At 50.0% G+C, this 20,122-nt stretch carries 18 protein-coding genes and 1 pseudogene; 7 read left to right on the top strand and 12 right to left on the bottom strand.

The genetic code is table 11. The features are described from left to right. The first annotated feature begins 24 nt into the window (after window positions 1-24). Window positions 25-372: a hypothetical protein gene (locus PUR_RS21610; RefSeq protein ID WP_179037035.1), complete on the top strand. Its 348-nt coding sequence runs from the start codon at window positions 25-27 to the stop codon at window positions 370-372. A 144-nt stretch (window positions 373-516) separates the two neighbouring features. Here PUR_RS21610 and PUR_RS21615 read toward each other — a convergent pair whose 3' ends face one another. The 6 genes from PUR_RS21615 to PUR_RS21640 are packed head-to-tail and all read right to left on the bottom strand — an operon-like array spanning window position 517 to window position 6,126. After that, window positions 517-1,416, bottom strand: coding sequence for a sugar phosphate isomerase/epimerase family protein (locus PUR_RS21615; RefSeq protein ID WP_179037036.1), 900 nt, complete (start codon window positions 1,414-1,416; stop codon window positions 517-519). Between the two features lie 32 nt (window positions 1,417-1,448). Then, on the bottom strand, window positions 1,449-2,531 hold the full coding sequence (locus PUR_RS21620) for a Gfo/Idh/MocA family protein (RefSeq protein ID WP_179037037.1): 1,083 nt from the start codon (window positions 2,529-2,531) through the stop codon (window positions 1,449-1,451). 53 nt (window positions 2,532-2,584) lie between these two features. Beyond that, window positions 2,585-2,941 carry a cupin domain-containing protein gene (locus PUR_RS21625; RefSeq protein ID WP_179037038.1) on the bottom strand — a complete coding sequence of 119 codons (357 nt, stop codon included), beginning with the start codon at window positions 2,939-2,941 and terminating at the stop codon, window positions 2,585-2,587. Between the two features lie 47 nt (window positions 2,942-2,988). Then, window positions 2,989-3,822, bottom strand: coding sequence for a carbohydrate ABC transporter permease (locus PUR_RS21630; protein ID WP_179037039.1), 834 nt, complete (start codon window positions 3,820-3,822; stop codon window positions 2,989-2,991). 3 nt (window positions 3,823-3,825) lie between these two features. After that, window positions 3,826-4,761 carry a carbohydrate ABC transporter permease gene (locus PUR_RS21635; RefSeq protein WP_232101598.1) on the bottom strand — a complete coding sequence of 312 codons (936 nt, stop codon included), beginning with the start codon at window positions 4,759-4,761 and terminating at the stop codon, window positions 3,826-3,828. A gap of 15 nt (window positions 4,762-4,776) precedes the next feature. Next, the gene (locus PUR_RS21640; protein ID WP_332107917.1) at window positions 4,777-6,126 is read right to left on the bottom strand and encodes an ABC transporter substrate-binding protein; all 1,350 of its coding nucleotides are present in this window, start codon (window positions 6,124-6,126) and stop codon (window positions 4,777-4,779) included. 110 nt (window positions 6,127-6,236) lie between these two features. On the opposite strand from PUR_RS21640, the gene PUR_RS21645 reads away from it, so the two are divergent. From PUR_RS21645 to PUR_RS21670, 6 genes and pseudogenes are all read left to right on the top strand, one after another. Then, window positions 6,237-8,045: a cache domain-containing sensor histidine kinase gene (locus PUR_RS21645; protein ID WP_179037042.1), complete on the top strand. Its 1,809-nt coding sequence runs from the start codon at window positions 6,237-6,239 to the stop codon at window positions 8,043-8,045. Next, window positions 8,032-8,811, top strand: a complete 780-nt coding sequence (locus tag PUR_RS21650; protein ID WP_179037043.1) for a response regulator transcription factor — start codon at window positions 8,032-8,034, stop codon at window positions 8,809-8,811. The genes PUR_RS21645 and PUR_RS21650 overlap by 14 nt, the downstream gene beginning before the upstream one ends. A 74-nt stretch (window positions 8,812-8,885) precedes the next feature. Next, window positions 8,886-10,340 (top strand): alpha/beta hydrolase family protein, encoded by a 1,455-nt coding sequence (locus PUR_RS21655; RefSeq protein ID WP_179037044.1) that lies wholly within the window; start codon window positions 8,886-8,888, stop codon window positions 10,338-10,340. Between the two features lie 87 nt (window positions 10,341-10,427). Then, a pseudogene (locus PUR_RS21660) lies at window positions 10,428-11,396 on the top strand (glycerol dehydrogenase); the annotation flags it as partial. A 176-nt stretch (window positions 11,397-11,572) separates the two neighbouring features. Continuing rightward, window positions 11,573-12,130: a stalk domain-containing protein gene (locus PUR_RS21665; RefSeq protein ID WP_179037045.1), complete on the top strand. Its 558-nt coding sequence runs from the start codon at window positions 11,573-11,575 to the stop codon at window positions 12,128-12,130. A gap of 323 nt (window positions 12,131-12,453) precedes the next feature. Next, window positions 12,454-13,332 carry a DNA-binding protein gene (locus tag PUR_RS21670; RefSeq protein ID WP_179037046.1) on the top strand — a complete coding sequence of 293 codons (879 nt, stop codon included), beginning with the start codon at window positions 12,454-12,456 and terminating at the stop codon, window positions 13,330-13,332. A gap of 160 nt (window positions 13,333-13,492) precedes the next feature. On the opposite strand, the gene PUR_RS21675 is transcribed toward PUR_RS21670, so the two are convergent. The 6 genes from PUR_RS21675 to PUR_RS21700 all read right to left on the bottom strand — a co-directional run bounded on the left by PUR_RS21675 (window position 13,493) and on the right by PUR_RS21700 (window position 19,965). Beyond that, entirely contained in the window at window positions 13,493-14,998 is a 1,506-nt protein-coding gene (locus tag PUR_RS21675; protein ID WP_179037047.1) for a glycoside hydrolase family 32 protein, read from the bottom strand. 20 nt (window positions 14,999-15,018) lie between these two features. After that, window positions 15,019-16,371, bottom strand: coding sequence for a glycoside hydrolase family 172 protein (locus PUR_RS21680; protein ID WP_179037048.1), 1,353 nt, complete (start codon window positions 16,369-16,371; stop codon window positions 15,019-15,021). A 285-nt stretch (window positions 16,372-16,656) separates the two neighbouring features. Next, on the bottom strand, window positions 16,657-17,550 hold the full coding sequence (locus PUR_RS21685) for a carbohydrate ABC transporter permease (RefSeq protein WP_232101599.1): 894 nt from the start codon (window positions 17,548-17,550) through the stop codon (window positions 16,657-16,659). A gap of 15 nt (window positions 17,551-17,565) precedes the next feature. Beyond that, complete coding sequence (locus PUR_RS21690) at window positions 17,566-18,438, bottom strand: carbohydrate ABC transporter permease (RefSeq protein ID WP_179037049.1); 873 nt, start codon at window positions 18,436-18,438, stop codon at window positions 17,566-17,568. Next, entirely contained in the window at window positions 18,435-18,683 is a 249-nt protein-coding gene (locus PUR_RS21695; protein WP_179037050.1) for a hypothetical protein, read from the bottom strand. Before PUR_RS21695 ends, PUR_RS21690 begins: the two co-directional genes overlap by 4 nt. Further along, the gene (locus tag PUR_RS21700) at window positions 18,661-19,965 is read right to left on the bottom strand and encodes an ABC transporter substrate-binding protein (protein ID WP_232101600.1); all 1,305 of its coding nucleotides are present in this window, start codon (window positions 19,963-19,965) and stop codon (window positions 18,661-18,663) included. The genes PUR_RS21695 and PUR_RS21700 overlap by 23 nt, the downstream gene beginning before the upstream one ends. Window positions 19,966-20,122: the final 157 nt, after the last annotated feature.

The raw sequence follows: 20,122 nt of genomic DNA on the forward strand, positions 1-20,122 counted from the left end.
GATCAATCAAGGAGGTGCTCCGATATGTCTAGGCAAAATGATATCGACCATTATGGGATGGATGTGAAAGACTTGGATGCCAGCCCCTTTGAAATGGTTGAGATGCTCCGGCTGCGGAGCAAGATCCATTCATATTTCCGAGAATTGACCGACGAAGAGAAGCTGGAGGTTAATCGATATGATTTGATCCTCCTATCTAACGCCAAGGGATTCTACGAAAAACTGAAGCTCATTCATGACTTTCCGAATACCAATAAGCCAGAAGACGAGTGGTGGTGGCATTTGCATAACGTGGTGAGTGCCTTCTATAAAAGGAGTTTCTCCATTAGCTTTGCAGACCCCCATGGAGATTTGATGGTCAACATGTTATAAATTAGATAGAAGCCAAATTCCACGTCGGGTGGGGTTGGCTTTTTTTATTTATATGGCTTCCGACCAATCCCTTAAATACGAAATGCCCCTCCGCTACAGCGGAGGGGCAAGCTGTTATTATCGTTATCGGCTCTATTCATTCACTCAATCTGCGGCAATCGATTCGAAAAAGCGTTTGCTCCGGCGTATGACCTCCACTTCCCCCAGCTTGTCCTTTTCGTCCAGCGACGGATAGTGCGGGTCAATGGTCATTACGGCCTGCGGATCATGCTTGGCGATGGCCGACATGACCGGTTTGTGGTCGTAATCGTCCTGCCCGGGAATGGCAAAATTCCCGAACTCTCCAAACGGATGTTCATCCGTTGCCGAATCTGCCTTACGGTATGCCCCTTTGATATGGGTCTGCCATACGTATTCTTTCACATGCTCGTAGGCTTCTACCGTCGGGTACTCCCCGGCGCGCCAGCCGTTGAGGATATCCCAGTTAATTTTCAGCCTGGGATGGTCCGCGTAGCGAATTAACAGGCCCAGCTCCTTGGCGTTGCTCGACATGGTAGGGGGCTCGTTTTCGACCAGTAGCATTTTCCCTCGCCGCTCCGCATGTTCGGCATGCCGGCGCATAATGGACGCATTATAGCGGTACTCCGCTTCTTTTTGCTCATCCGTCCACTGGTCAAACCCTTCCGGGCGATGCAGAGAATAGACGCGGACATGCGGCGCATCAAAGATATCCGCCAAATCAAACAGCCGATCCAGCACCTCCGTCATCTGCCGATGATGTCCTTCATCGTGACTGTCATACTTCGGAGGCCCGAAAAAGGCGCAGGAGTTCACCGCCCATGAACTGACACTGCTGACATGCAGGCCGTGCTGATCGATCTGTGTTTTCAGCTCTTTCGCCTTCTCCAGCGAGATGGTGTCAATCGTGTCGCCATCCAGCTTCGCACGCAAATCTATAGAGGAAAAACCGAGCTCCGCCGCAGCCATTAGAGCATCCGAAAAGGAATCGAACTCCAACATATCGGTAAACACGCTAAATTTCATCAAATGTTCCTCATCCCTTCTTGGTAGTAGTCTTAGCCGATAGTGATCCATTTGCCGGAACGCTGCTTGAAAGCGTCGAAAATCTTGGTAAGATGAAGCGAATCTCTCAGCGTGGAGCGTTCTATTTTTTTGCCTTCCAACACGGCATTGGCAAAATAACTGACGCTTTGGACCATTCCCTGCAGGAAGAGATTTTTGTTATACACTTGGCCGAGTGAAAACTCGGGTTCCCATAGTACAGGACCGTCTGCCGGATCATCGCCGATATATATAGGCGCCTTGCCGTATTCGCCGCTTCCTTTCGACCCCTTATAATAAATCAGGCGCATGCCGTTATCTATCACCACATTCTGATTGCTGCCGATCACTTCGAAGCGCTCCAGCGGACTGGTTGGCGCTTGCGTCGAGGCCAGCTGAAGATTGCCGATTCCGCCTGATTTAAATTGCAATAAGGCCTGTACGTTTCCGCTGGGCTGATGCTCAATAAAGCACATCTCTTTGACTTCGCCCATGAGGTAGTGAATGCCCGACATCGGATGGCAGATATCCTGGAACCAATGCAAGCCCGTTCGGGTCGCTATATCCTCTTGGTAGGGACTGAGCGTGAGCGGATAGCGGCCGTTGATTGAAACCGGTTCGCCAAACCCCTCCAGACCAATGATTTGCTTCGCCTTTTCAAACGTCGGATAGAAGTAGCGCTTGTTGGCTACCAGTACGAATTGTCCGGACCGCTCCTCTACTTCCAGCATCCGTTCCACTTCATCAGCGGTATAAGCCGCAGGCTTTTCCATCCAGACTGGCAATCCCGCCTCTAACAAATCCGGAACAATCCGGGGATACATCGGACGTCCCTCTTTATCGAAATTAAGCACGACGAAGACGGCATCCAATTTCTCCTGCTTGATCATTTCCTTGTAATCCGTGTATATGTTCTCCGCCCCGAAACGCTTGCGATAGATTTCAGCACGCTCCGCATTCAAGTCGCAGACCGCCACCAGATCAACCGGGGCATAGTCAAATGTAGGATACACGTTGCGAAAGGCATGGGCGCCGCACCCGATAAAGCCGGCCTTGATTTTGCGGTCATATTCATAGTTGAATTTAATTGGACTCATTACGGTCAGGCCTCCTGTTGAATGATATATCTTGAGGGATAAAAGTGCGGCGATTATTCGCCGATGGTCTGACGGTCACCCGCCGAGTAAGCAATGATCATACGGCACGGCTCCCAGCTCGTCACTGTCGCGTTATGCGGCACACCTTGCGGAATACGCAGCAGCATGCCCGGCTTCAGGTGAAATACCTCGTCCCCGAGCGTATGGTCGCATTCACCCGAAAGCACGAAGATCACTTCCTCGCAGTTGGGATGGATATGTCTTGGATTGGATTCTCCCGCGTTGATATATACCATGCCGAAGGTCATTTCCGCCTCGGGGTCGATCTCTTGTCCGTACAGCCACTGGATGCCTCCCCAAGTCTGCGGAAAAGGATACTGTTCTTTGTTCAAATCGGTTATCGTTGCCATGTCCATTCTCTCCTTTTATCCATTTCATGTGCTTGTCCTTCGGTTGGTTATTTGTTCGACCCAGCCGACATGCCTTCCACAAACTGCCGCTGAAAAATCAGGTAAACTATAATACTTGGGATCATGCTGATCAGCGTGCCGCCGAATATAAGTCCGTAGTTCGAGCCGTTGTTCCCCTGGAACGAAAGCAGCCCGAGCGGAATCGTATACTTGTCCTCGGAAATCAGCAGGACCAACGGCAGCAAAAAGTCGTTCCATATATTCATAAAGGTGAATACCATTAATGCCACAATGCCGGGCTTGGCCATCGGCAGCATGATGTACAGGAAAGCTCTCCACTCTCCCGCTCCATCGACATAGGCGGATTCGCGCAGCTCTTTCGGCACGTCCTTGAACGTGTTGCGCATCAGAAATACCGAGAAGGGAAGCGCCATCCCGACCGAGACAAGGGTGATGCCCGTCAGTGTATTGACAAGGCCCAAGGATTTCAATTGGAAGAAGACCGGAATGATAATGGCTTGAACCGGCAGCGACCATCCAAAAATGAATAAATATAATAGAAGCTTATTTCCCGGGAATGACATCTGCGCGAAGGCATATCCCGCCGGACACGCAGTAAGGAATACAACGAACATTCCGATGCCGGTGATAAACGCGCTGTTGAGAAAATAGGTTTTGAAATCCCCCAGCTCCCACGCTTCTCTCAGGTTGTCGAATTTCCAGGAAGATGGAAGAGAAAACGGATGATTGGCAATTTCGAAAGTGGTCTTGAAGCTTCCCAGAACCACCCAAAGGATCGGCATGATGATAACCATAAGCGAAATCGTCAGGAACACCAGCAATAAAACCTGTGATTTCCCCCCGGCACTCAGCTGTCTCATACGCTATTCCCGCCTTTCCCGCCATTGATTGAACAAAATGGTCAGCGTGATGACAATAACGGCCAACAGTACGCCGCCTGCTGTTGCATAGCTCACTTTGTTCATGCCAAAAGCTGATTTGTAAATGTACGTGGAGACCACTTCACTTTTATAGAACGGTCCGCCTTGGGTCATGATCCAGATGAGGGCAAAACCTTTAAAGGCGTAGATGATAACCATGCTAATAACTACATTCATGGTGTACCGCAGGCTTGGGATGGTGATGCTGAGAAACTTGCGGACCGGTCCTGCTCCGTCGATCTCGGCCGCCTCGTACAAGGAAGGGTCAATGTTCTGCAGCCCCGCCAGGTACAAGATCAGGAAAGACCCGTAAAACGCCCAGGTTCCGACGATTACCAGAGCAGGCAGCACCGTCCACTGCTCTCCCAGCCAATTATGCGCCAGAGATCCGAGGCCCGCTTTCTGTAACGTGACGTTGATCGGACCCATCAGGGGATCGTAAATCTTGGCCCAGAGCACCCCCACCACCGCGAGTGAAATGACGGAAGGAAGGTAGAATCCTGCACGAAAGAACAGCTTGCCTTTTTTTACTTTGCTGATCAAGACCGCAAGCACGAGAGTGGGAATGACCACAAGGGTAAGGCTGATGACGACCCATACAAGGTTATGGAACAAAGATTGCATGAATACATCGTCTTTCAATAAGTTCATATAGTTGTCCAAGCCGATATAAGACATGGTCGGGGAAGCTCCGTCCCAATCGAATAAGCTAAGCCGGACCGCATCGAACATCGGGTAGAGCATAAATAGTCCGTATAAGAGTAAGGAAGGAGCCAAGAAGGAGAGCACCACCGCAAAACGTTTCGCTTTCCGGCTCCAGTGTCTGACTTGCAAATGGGATCTTATATTAACAGCACTTTGAACAGGCAGCGGATTCATGGTATTCTTCACTTCCTATCTAGTTAATTGGTAACCGGCCTCCTGATCCTTTTTGACGCCTTCGGCGATTTTTCCCATCGCTTCCTGCGGCTTCACCAAACCTCCAACAAGTCCGACCAGGTTTTGGTAATAGGCCTCTTTAGCTTCACTTCCAATAAATACGCTCGGGTTGTAGCCTGATCTCGCCTTGATAGACTGAATCGCACCTGCCAGCAGCGCACCCGCCGGCTTGACGTTCAATGCCGCTTGGGAAGTAGGAATCAGATTGTAGGACGGATCACTCAATACGACGTTGGCATAATCTTCGGAGACAATGAAATTCAGCCAGTTCTCAGCCTGCCCGGGGTGAACGGCTTTTGTCGGAACGACCCAGGTGTAGCCGAGACCGCCTGTCGGTTCTGTCTTCTCCCCGCTGATAAAGGATGGCATCGAGAACGTCCCAATGCTGTCTTCCACCTTCTTGTCCACAATCGTGGATATAAGATGCGTAGGCGAGATCATCATAGCCACCTTTTTGTCCAGGAAGCTTAACTGAAGATCGGCGAGATTAAGAGACATGGACTCTTTCCCGATGTATCCCTGCTTGGCCCAATCCGCCAGCATTTCCCCCGCTTTGACAATCTCCGGGTCGGTCCATTGTTTCTCTCCATACAGCAGGGCTTCCACGGCATCTCTGCCTGCAACGGACTCCAAGATGTTGGAGAACAGGCCGCCAACGGTAAACGAAGTACGGGCTGCCGTATTCAGCGGGGTGACCCCGTTATCTTTCAGCTTCTTCATCGCTGCTACAAACTCGTCGCCTGTTTGGGGAACCGGAATGGAATATTTTGCAAAAATATCTTTATTGTAATAGACCTCAATCGCATCGACGGTATGGGGCAATTCATAGATTGTATCGTTGACTGCCGCCATTTGATAAGCAAACGGCTGAAGCTTGTCTTTCCAGCTGTTCTTGGCATACCAGTCATTGAGCGGCTTAATCAGACCCACATCCGACAAAATACTGACACGGCCCGGTCCTGCATTCATAAGGATAGCGTCAGGAGGGGTAACACCCGATTGCAGAGTTGTTGTCAATTTTCCTGACTCTGTGTTAACATCACCATTAGACAAAGTCACTTCAACACCAGGGTTTAATTCTTTGAATTTGCTCACTACACTTTCCCATTGATGCTTTTCCGTATCGTTGTAAAAGTTAGGAATCAGCAAGCTTAATTGCTTATTATCCGCGGCTGCAGCTGCGGCCGGCTCCTTATTCTCCGCTGGGGCATTGGAGCTTGAGCCCGTGGGTGAAGAGCACCCGGCTACCAAGAGTAACGAAACGGAGGCAGTCGCCATAAATTTTTTAAGGTTGCTAATTAGCATGAAATTCACTCCCTGATGTTAGATTTGTTGACGGCTGTCGTCTTATCTAAATTTTAAAATAATTTAGATTTAAAACAATAGTTCAAATCGTGGGAAAAGGGGGCGAAAAAGTGGAATCCTTGAAAGGAAGACCGGCAGCAGTACCCTTCATCCACTCGATTTTTTTCAAACTCCTAATCTGCTTTCTGCTGTTGTCGATCGTTCCTTTGACGTTGGCGGGGCTTCTGACCTACAGCAATGTCTCCGATTTATTGACCCGGAAATTGAATAAGGATGCCTCCTCCGTGTTAGAGCAGCATTCCAAGGTGCTGACCTTTTATCTCAACGACTTGATACGAATGGGTGAGATTTCAAATACAAGCCCCACGGTCTCCGACTTTCTGAAAAACAAGAATTACGATACCTATCTGCGTTCCTTTCTCCCGCTGGATCAAGTGTTTACCGGCATTCATGTCATCCGGCCTGAAAACGCAGGGATCACTCTGGTAAACGAGCGGGGCTATGTCTATACCTATGGTTATTCACTGAATCGGGAGCACAGCGGCTTCTACCGCTTTAATTGGATTCCGCAGCTGCCTCCGTTATCCATGGAGCACAGGCTGACCCCTCTGCACGATCGGCCATACAGTAACCAAGAACCGCAAGAGCAGGTGTTTTCTTATGTGCAGCAGGTGTTCAGCAGAGATCTGAAAGCCAAAGGCCTGCTGATTATCGATTTTAAGCGTGATGTGCTGGAAAGCTTGTTTCAAAGCTCCTCCTTTGCGGATAGCGTCCCTGGAGAAACGGAAATCGGCCTGCTGATCACCAACCGCAGCGGTCAATTGCTGTATCCCCAAGATACCGGGCGGTTTCGTCCGGAAGAGCTGCAGAACTTGAATCAGGCGGAACGGATCACCGATCTTAGCGGCAATGTGTATCGGCTGGTTACCCGGACAAACAATGAAACGGGCTTGATATTAACGGGCTACTTTCAGGAAGACAAGCTGTATGAGCCCATCCACCGTATCCGCAATTCGGTCTATTGGATCATTTTGCCGAGCATCGCCTTTTGCCTGCTGGTCTCCTTTTACCTATCCCACCGCATATCCGGCCCGATCCGCTATTTGCAGTACTTGATGGGGAAGGTGGGCCGAGGGGAGTTTTATTCTCTGTTCAAGCTAAAGCGTAAGGACGAGATCGGCCAGCTGGGGCTCGGGTTTAACCATATGGTGGGGAAGATCAAGGAGCTGATTCAGCTCGTTTATGAAGAACAAAGCAAGAAGCGTGACGCCGAAGTGACCGCGCTGCAGTCCCAGATCAACCCGCATTTCCTGTATAACACACTGGAGTCTATCAACAGTCTGGCGCGTAAGCGGAAAGAGCCGCAGATCAGTAAGATGATCGTTCTCTTAGGCAAGCTGCTGAGGGCCTCGATCAGCACGTTCGATACGATGATTCCGATCTGGAGAGAGCTGGAATACGCGGCCTGCTACCTGGAACTGCATCAAATCCGCCTGAAAAAGCCTATTCAATATTCCATCGATATCGACGAAGAGATCCGAAGCTTATTTACGGTGAAATGGATTATTCAGCCGATCGTGGAGAACGCGGTTCTGCACGGGTTGGACCCCATTGCAAGTGAAGAGGTCAGCGGACGCATTGAGATCAAAGGCTGGCTGGAGCAGGACGCCGTCTACCTGCAGGTGAGAGATTACGGTGTAGGTCTGGACACAACAGCGTTGAAGGAGCTGCGCCACAACCTGGAGTATCACTCCGAGAAGCTCACCAAGTATGGGGAGAAAGTGGGCATACTTAACGTTCAGTCACGAATCCGTCTCCACTTTGGAGAGGCGTACGGGCTGTCCGTGGACAGTGCTCCCCAGCAGGGCATGAATGTGACCATTAAACTGCCAAGGAGGTTCGCCAATGAGAACAAATAAACTGTTGATCGTGGACGATGAGTGGATGATCTCTGACAGCTTGCGCTCGATGGAGGAGTGGAAAGAGCGGAACATTGAGGTGGTCGGCACGGCGGCCAGCGGGCGGGAAGCCTTGCAGTGGGTGGAGCAGGAAGACCTGGATATGATCCTGACAGATATCCATATGCCGGACATGAGCGGTCTGGAGCTGCTGCAGCGTCTTTATGAAACCAAGCCGGAGATCAGCGTCATTCTCATCAGCGGATACGAGGAGTTTACCTATGCGTGTACCGCCCTGCGGTATCAGGCAAAAGGATATGTAACCAAGCCGATTGATACCGATGAGCTGTTCTCCATTGTGGACAGCCTTCTGGACGCGGAGACCAACAAGGGAGAAGAATCTGGCGATGTCGAATCTCCCAAAACGTATCACGAGGCCATTGTGGAACGGGCGATCACCTACATGAAAACTAACCTGGATAAGCCCCTTTCTTTAAAAAGAACGGCAGAGGAGGTTCATCTTACCCCCCATTATTTCGGACAAGTATTTAAAACGGTGACCGGAGAGACGTTTGTCAACTATCTCACAGGACTCCGTATGGAAAAGGCGTGCCTGCTGCTGAAAAACCCCGAGCTGAAGCAGTATGAAATATGCGAAAGCATAGGGTATCCGGACACCAAATATTTTGCAAAAGTGTTTACCAAATGCTTTGGCATGTCACCGCGCGATTACCGGAGAGATTATATAAACAAGAGCCGTCAGGCCAAAGATTTAACCCAATTTTAAACATTACCCGCCTGCAGAATTAACCTTGATTCGTTATGATAATGGCAAACCAGATGAATTGAGGAGATTATGCAATGCGTATGTTGGAAATGACCCTGGCGGCGCTGGATTTATTGGTGTTGATCTATTTTTTTGTTATTGGCAAGTCAACCTCTTCCCGCAAAATAACGAATATCCTGATTGGCGCCGGATTGCTCACGATTCCGGTGCTGCAGCTGCTTCTGGAAGGCTACCGGTGGCAGTTGGTCCCCCTTTATTTCGTCACTCTCATCCTGCTGGCAAGCATTCTGCTTAGACTATTTAGACCGGTTCCGATGTTTAAAAAACGGCGTGTTCTCCGGTATGTAAGCGGCCTTGCGCTAAGTATTCTGGTTATACTCTCTACCGCTCTGGCCGCAGCCCTGCCGGTTATGGATTTACCCAAACCGGATGGAGCGGACGCGGTGGGGACGGTTACCTTTGATTGGACCGACAGAAGCCGCGAGGAGACGCTCACCGCCGATCCGGGAGATAAACGCGAGCTCGTCGTCCAAGTATGGTACCCAGCGAAAAAAACATCCGGGCAGGCGCAGTTTCTTTTTCCCCAGGACCCGCAAATCTTTCACAATTACATAACAGCTTTTGCCGAGGGGCTTCATCTGCCAGCGTTCGCTCTGGATTACTGGAAGTATGCGCGCAGCCATTCCTTTCAAGATGCACCCGTCTTATCCTCCGCCAAACCTTATCCCTTGGTCATCATAAGCCATGGCCTGGGCACCAGCCGAATGCTTCATGCTTCGCAAGCCGAAAATCTGGCAAGCCACGGGTATATCGTAGCCGCTATCGACCATACGTACAGCACGGCGGCAACGGCATTTTCGGACGGCCGGATCACAGGGTTCACAACAGAACTCTCTGCCGAGGATATCTATGATAAGGCCCGCGTTATCGGAGAGATTTGGACTCAGGATGTGGAGTTTGTGCTGAATCAATTGGAATCGCTGAATGCGGGGCGGATCGAAAGTAATTTTACAGGCAAAATCGATATGAACAACACGGGCATCATGGGCCATTCGTTCGGCGGGGCAACCGCATATAACGCAGCTTATACGATCGGCAAAATCAAAGCCGGGATTAATATGGACGGGACGCTGTTGGATTTGGACCGGGACCAATTGAACAAGCCGTTTATGTTTTTGCAGTCCGATGCTTCTGCGAAGATGACTGAGGCCTTGGACGATCCTGCAGTTCCTGAAGATTTCAGGGAAAGAATCACCAAAGAGACGCAGATTATCCGCCATGTTGCCCTACGCGGAGGCCAAATCATTCATATCAAGGGAACGGCCCATTTTAATTTTACGGATCTGCAATTCTATTCGCCTTTGATCAAATATTTGGGCATGACCGGCAGCATTGACGGGTACAGAGGGGCTTATCTTGTGAACCGGTACGTTCTGGATTTCTTCGATAAATATTTAAAGGGAGGTGCGGGCGAGCTCATCAACGGACCTCATGCGGATGATCCGGAGATTGATTTTCAGAAGCTGTAAGGTTTCCGCATTTCTAACGCTCTTATATCTTGTATGAAAGCTGCTGGCTCTCCAGAGTCCGGCGGCTTTTTTCTTTGGATACATTTCCTGGAGCGCGCAAAGAACGAAGCCGGCGACTCCATCGCCGCGGCCGGAAACAAGGCGACATTCGAAAAGTTCAACTATGAATGCACCAAGGAAGAAATTGAGCGCCACCGTGAGCTGGCCCGCAAAGCCGGAGCCAACATTATCGTAGGCATCGGCGGAGGCAAAACGCTGGATACGGCAAAAGCGACCGCTTATTACGAGAAATTGCCGGTTGTCATTTTCCCAACTCTCGCATCGACAGACGCTCCTTGCACGGCCCTGTCCGTCATTTACAAGAAAGACGGTTCCTTTGACGAATATCTCTTCCTGCCGAGTAACCCGGATGTTGTGCTTGCCGATACAGGGATTCTGGTAGCCGCACCGGCACGTTTCTTTGCCGCGGGCATCGGCGATGCGCTCGCAACTTATTTTGAAGCCCGGGCCTGCTACGCCGCTAACGGCGATAACCTTGTGCTGATGAAGCCTTCCACAACAGGCCTTGGCATCGCCAAAATGTGCTATGAAGCGCTGCTTCAGCATGCGGTCAAGGCGCAGCGCGCCGTCGAGCAAAAGGTGTACACCCGCGCGGTTGAAGAAACGATCGAAGCGACCATTTATTTGAGCGGCGTCGGCGCCGAATCCGGCGGCCTGGCAGCAGCGCATGCCATCCATAACGGAATGACGGCGGTGCCTTCATTACATAGAGCCCAGCACGGGGAGAAAGTAACCTTTGGCCTGCTGGCCCAATTGGTGCTCGAAAATACGCCGCTCGATGAGCTCGAAACCGTGATCAAGCTGGTCAAGGATGTAGGTCTGCCTTTGATCCTCGAAGATCTGGGATGCACGGAATTCATCGAGTCCGAATGACGTCAGGTAGCGGAAGAGGCCTGCGCAGCGGGGGACACGATGGGCAATATGCCGTTCCCGGTTGAACCCGAGGATGTGTATAACGCGATTGTCACAGCCAACGCGATTGCTAAAAACGTATAAATAAGGACCGGGATAACAACATATTTTGAAAAAACAGCAAGCCGGTCAGTCAAGAGTTTGTCCTTGACTGACCGGCTTTGCATTTTGGTCTACCACATGTGTTTAGCAGAACTTTTCCAATATTTGAGCGTCTATATAGATGTTAATCTATTCCATTTTTAGAAGGAGGAGAAATAATGAAAGTTCTTACCATCCCATGTCTATTGTTGATTAGTATGTTAACTTTTGCTTCATTGGCCGGAGCAAGTCCTGCTGACAAAGCTTTTGTGACGACTTCTAAACAGCATTATAGTAATGCGACAAAATCTATCCTTAACCTTTCTGCCGATGGTAAGCTTACAAGAACCAAATACAACACTATTTATATCCCTATCAAAGATATATTCGCTAAACAAGTGGATTCGCTGACTTGGGATAACACCAAAAAATTAGCAACAATTACAAACCAGGGTAAGCAATTACTTATTAACTTATCTGGTAAATCAATCACTGCAAGTGAAAACCAGATTATACTACCGTCTGAATGGGTCAGTATCGTAAACGGAAGGGTTAGTCTTAACTCTTATGTGCTTACTTTTATTTTTGATCGTTATGCTGATGAATATAATGATACAGAGCAGGTTGCCGCTGAAAGAGCACAATGGGAAAGTCAATTATCTTTCCTCAATATTGATTGGACCGACGGACTTGCAGACAAAGAGCACTATATGCATGTAAACGTAGTATTTAAGTAACACATCACTCGAATTTTCAAGTTAACACAATGTAGAATCAAAATAGCCATACAGGGCTCGTATCGGGAAAGCACCCCAGTACGAGCCTTGCTTTGAGTTTTAAACTTCTTTTTATCTTTATGTAACTCAGAGTTTATTTAATTGACCCTTTTTCCCAGTCCCTTCTATGCCGTGAATTGCTGACAATTCCTTGAACGATTGAAGGAGATTGCTAATCAGGAATTGACCTTTAGTTAATTATTTTATATATTTGTAATAATATGGAGGAAATTATATGCAGAACTACACCATTGACTCCTAATGAGTAATGTGGAGGGATTAGCTTGGAAGGACAAGTTAGCTTCGAAGAAGTTTATTTATTGTCAGAAAACAATCATCCATTAGACAAGGCCTTTGAATTGTTCCGATCATACTACAAACTAAACGATTGGATCGAAGCTGACCGTGTTGCGAATCATATGCAGGCAATGGCTGAGAGTCTGTATAACAATCAGTTAGTACAGGCACACGTTTTTCCAGGGCTTCAATTACCGCTCCGACGGCCGCTTGTATTTTACATCGGATATAGCTATTTGGCAAAGTCTATCGTTTATCAAAAACAAGGACGTTATGATGCAGCAAGAGAGTACATAGACAAGTATGCAAACTTAGATGGATTTGTTGGTCAGGACCAGGATGGCCGACAAGAAGCTCAGCGTTTTAAATATTTTGCAAAAGCGAATTCATATGCCATAGATTTGTTATCAGGTAAACTGGAAGTTTTGGATGAATATAATGATTTTATTAAAAGTAATGAAGAAGAACTACTGCCAGGACTCATTACTATATTGGAAGCAGCCAATTTAAATAAGTGGAATATCGACCCACTGCTTGATTCTTACATTCCTGAAGAACTTGAAACATTCGCCAGTTATGAAGACGCCGGAAACCGCGTGTATTATATCAAATTACTTCATCAACTTTCCATTTACAACCTGAATCAGCAGCGGTATCACGATACGATAAATTATATTATTGATTATTTGTCAATTGCTGCTAAAATGAATGTAGATAGGGAATTTTTTACAACCGTTGCCATGTATGAGGCTGTACGAGCATTTACGAGTACGGAGCAGCAAAGTATGTACGAAAATATTTTAAAAGGAGTGCTTTCTGATGAAAAAAACATTAACAGCATTGTTTATAGCCATAACATTTCTTAGTATCGTAATAACTCTGTCCCCAACAACTACTTTGGCCGGCACCACAGTTACACCATTTAATCACGGGGTAAATGGTTAAATAATGAAAATAGGAAACCGAAGGCTAAATGGCCTCCGGTTTTTTTGTTATATTTATCTATCCGGTCTATACGCTAACCGATTACCACGCCGACCGCAGCTTCCAGATATCCAGCGACGCGATATTCGCGCTGCCGCCGCTAGCGAAGACCTCCAGCGCAATGCTGGCAGGCTCGGGATAGATATTATTCGTCATGGCCGTACGGTAGTTATCGGTATACAGCTCTACTACACTGGTATCAACAAAAATATGCAGTTTCAGCGGCTCTTCGCCCGTTCTTTCCAGAGCCGCCGTGCGGACGCCCTCGCTCCAGCCATCCGAATGGGTGCGGTCAAAGCGCAGGACGCCGGTCTTCGTATTGTAGACGAGCAGCGTCTGCTGCGAGCCGTCACCTGCGCCCCTCAGCACGAATCCGATTTCTTCGGCCGTGCAGCCGGACATCTCGAACTCCGCCTTGATCTCCAGGCAGTCGCTTCCTACATATTTAGGGATTATCGAAGCGTCCGGGGCGACCTCGGTCTGTCCGATATGGTAATGCTCCCTGCGCAGAACCTCCAGTTCCTTGACCGGCTTAAATATCAGCCGGCTATCGCTGTCCAGCTCCACAGTCCGGGGCGCCGACATGGCGCCGCACCAGTGATTGACAGCCGTCGGTCCGAAATCCTTGAACCACGGCATCCAGTCCCAGGCGTTCAGCCAGGCGATGATGATCCGTCTGCCCTGGCCGTCCAGAAAGGACTGCGGAGCGTAATATTCAAAGCCGTGATCCACATCGCCCATCGTGTCCCAGGTGAACCGGCCGGTTTCATAGTCCATGTCCCCGACCAGATAGATGGTTTTGCGTTCTCCCATGCCCATCGGCGAGAACAGCAGCACGTAGCGGCCATCCAGAGGGAAGAAATCCGGGCACTCCCACATCGTCCCCATCGTTCCGTCGCTTTCGGCAAGAACGCCAACGTAGTTCCACGCGCGAAGGTCCAGCGATTTGTAAAGCAGCGCTTTTCCAATTCCGTCCTTGCTCGAGCCAACGACCATATACCACGTTCCGTTATGCTTCCACACTTTCGGGTCGCGGAAATCGGCGGATCCGTCCGCCGGCGGTCCGGGAATGACCGGATTGCCCTCATACTTCTCAAAGGTGATCCCGTCCTGGCTGGTAGCCAGACACTGGGACTGGATCAGAACGCCGTCTTTGATGACCGTCCCCGTATAGAGCACGGACAGAACACCGTTGTCGTCAACCGCGCTGCCCGAAAAAACGCCGCCCCGATCATGCAGATCATAAGGCTCGCTTGGGGCGAGCGCGATCGGCAGATGCTCCCAGTGGACGAGATCCTTGCTTTTGGCATGGCCCCAGTGCATGGCGCCCCATTTGGCCGCATACGGATAATGCTGGTAGAACAAATGATATTCACCCTTGTAAAAAATCAGGCCGTTCGGATCGTTAATCCAATAGGCCGGAGCCATAAAATGATATTTCAGCCGGCCCGGGTCCTTGCCGACAGTGTCCTTGATCCTGGAAATGGACTGTTCCGCCTTTAACAACGCCTCCCGGTGCAGCAACGCTCCTTGAGTTGGCAGCTCCACTAGTATCCCTCCACCCTCTTTTATTTGGATTTGAACGAATCGCGCACGCTTTGGCTTTGCCGGATATTGCCTTCGGAATGCCAGGACACGCGGTCCACTTTCAACTGGACCTGCTCTTCGCGCCCTTTGGCATAGCCGTCCATCCGTTCTTTGGCCAGCCTGTAGGATTCCTCCATTTCTTCGTTCAGTTCGGCCTTTCTAAACACGCCGGGGCTTGGGAATTGCGGCATAAGCTGAATCCGCTCTTCCACCGGCAGAATGCCGAACGGTTTGGAAGGCAGGGTCTGATACCAGTAAGCGGTCGACGACCAGTCGTCGGACAGGTGGTTGGCATGGCCGTGCTCGATCGTTACCTTGAGGCTCTCCGAGAAATGCACCGGGTCGGTGATATGAAATCGGTAGGAGACCTGATAGCCCGGAACGTCGCTCTCATGCACAATGGAGCCGTGGAACGGGAACGCATTCTTTTGCATCCCCCAGGCATGGTTGAAATAATCCTCGGCGCCCGTGCCGACGATGCTCGGAAGCTTTTCTCCGTCGATGAAGATCATATCGTCCCCCTCGCCCCACCAGCTGCCCTGGAAATGGGTGACCGAGAGGTTGCAGCCGATATAATGGCCTTTGCCTTCCGCCTCCAGAATGACGTAGTTGCCTTCCCCGTCCAGATTGGCGACCCGGTTGACCTCCGGCGTGTTCACCTGAAGATCCGGCCCCCAGCCGTCGCATGTATTTTCGCGCCGCCACTGCGCATGGAAATAAGCGGTCTCGGCGCCGAGCGGCTGCTTATACAGCTCGTAATCGATGTGGAAATACAAGCCGAACGGCACATCATTCTCGTTAATGATCTCGATCTTGGCCCGTTTGTTGAACGGCATCGGCAGATAGCAGTTGACCGAAGCCACGCCGCCGAATTTGAACTGCTCCTCCGGTTTCACCGAAACGGTGAACGGAAGGGAAGCAAAGTTGCCGGGCATGGAATGGCCGATGCAGAAGAAATCGCCGTACGGTACAAGCACGCTTGGATGAGACTCATCGTCCCAGGTCATTCGGATCAGCACCTTGCGGTACCAGGCCGGATCGGCCGATTCCCAGGTCACGCCGAGCGCGTTGTGAATTTCGTTAACAGGCGCGATATTGCCGCCCCACTCGGGATTCATTACGCTTGGCCCGTGTACCCGGCGGCAGAACGAGGTCATCCAGATATGATTGATGCTGCCCGGTCCTTCCATATCGCCAAGCACGACGGAGCCGCCGGCCGGAATCATCCAATAATCTTGATTTCGTCCGTCCTGATCCCAGCTGGATACGCGAGCCGAGCGGACCTCCTTCACCTGGGTCAATTGACCGAGCAAGTTCAACGATTGAGTATGCATGGTCAGATCTCCTTTGCGTGAAATAATATTTTCTATATAAGCTGAACTAAAGATTTTTCCATCAGATACCAGTCGCAACTACGAGGAACGTTTGGACTTCCGGCCGCTGTTGTCTCCAGATTTCTTGATTTAATCTACTCTTCGCGGTTGAAATCCGGAGACAAAGGCGATCGCTATCGCTCCTACAGTTCCAAACTTCCCCTTCGTTACTCCTTACACTGTTTACATTTTTTCAAGTTCATCTTATATATATAAAAAAGTTGTTGCCGCTTAAGCCTTACCCGCTTAACCCTTTACAGCCCCGGCCGTCATGCCTTCGATAATGAATCTCTGAAAGACGGCGAAGAATACCAGCTGAGGGATAATAAGCAGCGTGCTCGCCGCAATGATGCCGCCGTAATCAATGTTAAAGCGGCCTTTGAACTGGGAAATGCCAAGCGAGATCGTGGTCATCGTTTCATCGCTGATCAAGGTTACCGCGAACGGGAACTCATTCCAGATATACAGCATGTTGAAAATGAACACTGTAGCGACCACCGGCATAATAATCGGGAATACAACCGATCTGCCCAGCGTGAGGAGACCGCATCCGTCGATAATTGCCGCTTCCTCCACCTCTCTTGGAAAACCGCGGAGAAAGCCGGTAAAGAGCAGCGTATTGAAGGAAATCGAAGTCGCGATATAGGGAATGACCAGTGAAGCATACGTGTTGAGCAGCCCGAAGGACAAGGTCAGCCGGTATACCGGGAACAGCAGGATGAACGCCGGTATGGCTAATCCGGCCAGCAGGAACGCGGTCAAGGAATTTCTTAAGCGTTCGGAACGGAATACCATCCGAGTCAAAGCATAGGAGCTCATAAACGTAATCAAGACTTCAATCACGATGGTGATGACGGCGATAATGAACGTATTTTTATACAGCAGCCCCATATTCAGCGTTGATAGCGCCCGCTCGTAATTGTCAAAGCTCAGCGTCTTAGGCAGACTAAACGGATTATTCAGAATGTCGCTGTTCGATTTGAACGACAGCAGAATCATCCACAGAAACGGAAGCAAAACAAGAAGGGTGATAAGGTAAGCCAACAAAGTCATGCCGGCACTTCGGTTCATGCGACCTTTTTTCATGACTTTCGCCTCTTTCACAGCGGAGCCTGTTGCGGTACCCGATACATAACTCATTGAACTCTCCCCCTATTACTCAATGCTCTTTCTGCTCAGGGTCATATAGATCAGGGAAAAGATCAGGGTCAGCAGAAAGGTAACCGTGGCAATGGCCATGCCGTAACCGTATTCGCCCGAGGTAAAGGTGATATTGTACATATAGGTAACCATGACCTCGGATAAATGATTCGGGCCTCCATTCGTCAGCAGCAGCACGGTTTCAAAGATTTTGAACACCCCCGTAATAATAAGAACGACATTAATCTTGACCGTCTCGTTCATCATCGGAATGGTAATCCGGAACATCTGCTGAATCTTGTTCGCCCCGTCCATGGAGCTCGATTCGTAGACGTCTCTTGGAATCATCTTGAGTCCGGCCAGAAAGATCGTTGCCAGAAACCCGATCATCTGCCAGGTAAACACAATACCGATCGAATACGGGGTTAAGGTCTTGCCGCCAATCCAGGACAGGGCGAACTGCCCGAGACCCAGCTTGGTCAAAATAACGTTGATCAATCCCATCTGCGGGTCGAGGATGAACACCCAGATCAGGCCCACCAGGATCGGAGCGACAATGCTTGGCGCAAAATTCAGCGCTTTTACGGCGTTGCCCCCTTTAACCTTGACATTGAGCATCAGAGCGAGAAGGAAAGATCCCGGCAGCAGCAGCAGCAGAGAGACCGCAAGAACAACCAGCGTATTTTTTAGCGAAATCCAGAACAGGGAATCCTCCCAGAGCCTGCTGAAATTATCCAGACCGATAAATTTCGCCGTGCCGATGCCCGTATATTCAGTCAGGCTATAATAGAAGGAGATAAGCACGGGCATGATGATGTAGCCCAAATAGACAATCATTGTGGGAATCAGCATGAAAAAAATCGTTCTTCGTTTACTAAGCCAGATCATTTCTTTTTCCCCCATCCGACAGATGTTGCTCCGCTTCCCGTATCCGGCTTGCCGTTATACTCTGAAATGGCTTCGGACCGGACCGAACTGGCAGAGACAATCAGCAGAAGAATCAGCGCGCCCAGAGCAAAGCTTCCAATCATGACATCAACCGCCTTTCCCGGGTTGGGTATCGGCTGCCGCCGGACGCCGGAGCGCTTGGCGGCAGCCTGTGCTTCCCTGTTACTTCGCGACTTTCTGGTCAATCAGATCGAGCGCTTGTTCCGGCTTGTAAATGCCGTTGATGACGCCGTAAATGCTGTCGTTAAGCTGGTTGGCCACCGCCTCGCTTACCACGAGATCGGGCTGCGCCTTCGCCCGCTCCCAGCCAGGCTCATTCAGCTTGCTGATCACTTCCGCGTATACCGGATATTTCGCCTTGTCCACGGTTCCCGTATACTTCACGACCGGCGGTGCCTCGTTCTCAGCCATTACCGCTGCGCCTTCCTGGCTGTAGAAGTAGGCGAAAAACTTCTGGACCGCGTCATACTTGGCCGGGTCATCCTTTACCTTGGCGCTTGCGACCAGCGGAGCCGCGGCGACTGCCATGGCAATCTTCTGGTTGCCGACGCCGTCGGAGAAGGTCGGACCCCAGGAGAAGCCGGCCGTTTTGCCGATCGGGCTGCCTTCAATCTTCTTCGTTTCCCACACACCGGCATCCAGCATGGCGGCCTTGCCGCCGGTGAACATTTCGACCGCCTGGAAGTAAGACAGCGTCGAGACATTTTCCGGGAAAGCCCCGTTCACCCGAAGCTCGTCAATCTTGTTGAACAGCTTCAAGAAGTCGGGATTGTTGAATTTCTCTTTGCCACTCTCGATGTCGGCGATTTTGTCAAAGAATCCATACCGGGTCAACATGCCGAGGAAAGCCCACGTGCTGAATGTATCCTTCGAGCCCTTCGCAAGGGTAACGATGTTATTGGCCTTAAAAACTTTCGCCGCCGCCAGCAGCTCCTCATACGTTTCCGGCACTTTGACTTTATATTGATCGAACAATGCCTGGTTGTACCATAATCCGGTCACGAGCGCCTGATACGGCAGCCCGAACTGCTTGCCCCCCTCCTGGTAATCGCTTACCATTTGAGAGTCGATGCTTGAAGCAATCTCGGGATTGCTCTTCAGGAAATCGGTCAAATCCAGCAGCAACCCCGCCTGATTCATTTCCTTGGTCGGAGCCGGCAGCATCCAGAATATATCCGGAAGGTTGCCCGACTGGGACATCATTTTCATTTTCTTGACATGCTCCTGGGTTTCCGCTCCCGTAAGGTCGATCTTGATATCAGGGTATTTCTCCTGGAACTTTTGTATAATGCCGTACATATAAGGCTCCTGGTCCTTGACGTTGGCTACGTGCATGGCGATAGATAATGTAACCGAATCCGTACCTGATGAAGCGTTTTCATTTTTGGGAGCGGTGTTGCTGCCGCATGCCGCCAAACTGAGAATCAACAAACATGCCATCAGAACAATCGGGAATCTTTTCTTCATGGTTTGCATGTCCCCCTCTGTATCGGTATTCTCCAATATGGCAAATATTGCTTATGCCTTTGAAGTACACCTTTATCGTAACCCTATTTTTAGGCTGAGTATTTAGCATAGCTTATTTTTTATTTATCATTTATTGCTTTTATGATACGCTTTCATT

The sequence above is a fragment of the Paenibacillus sp. URB8-2 genome (genome assembly GCF_013393385.1).
GTDB lineage: Bacteria > Bacillota > Bacilli > Paenibacillales > Paenibacillaceae > Paenibacillus_AQ.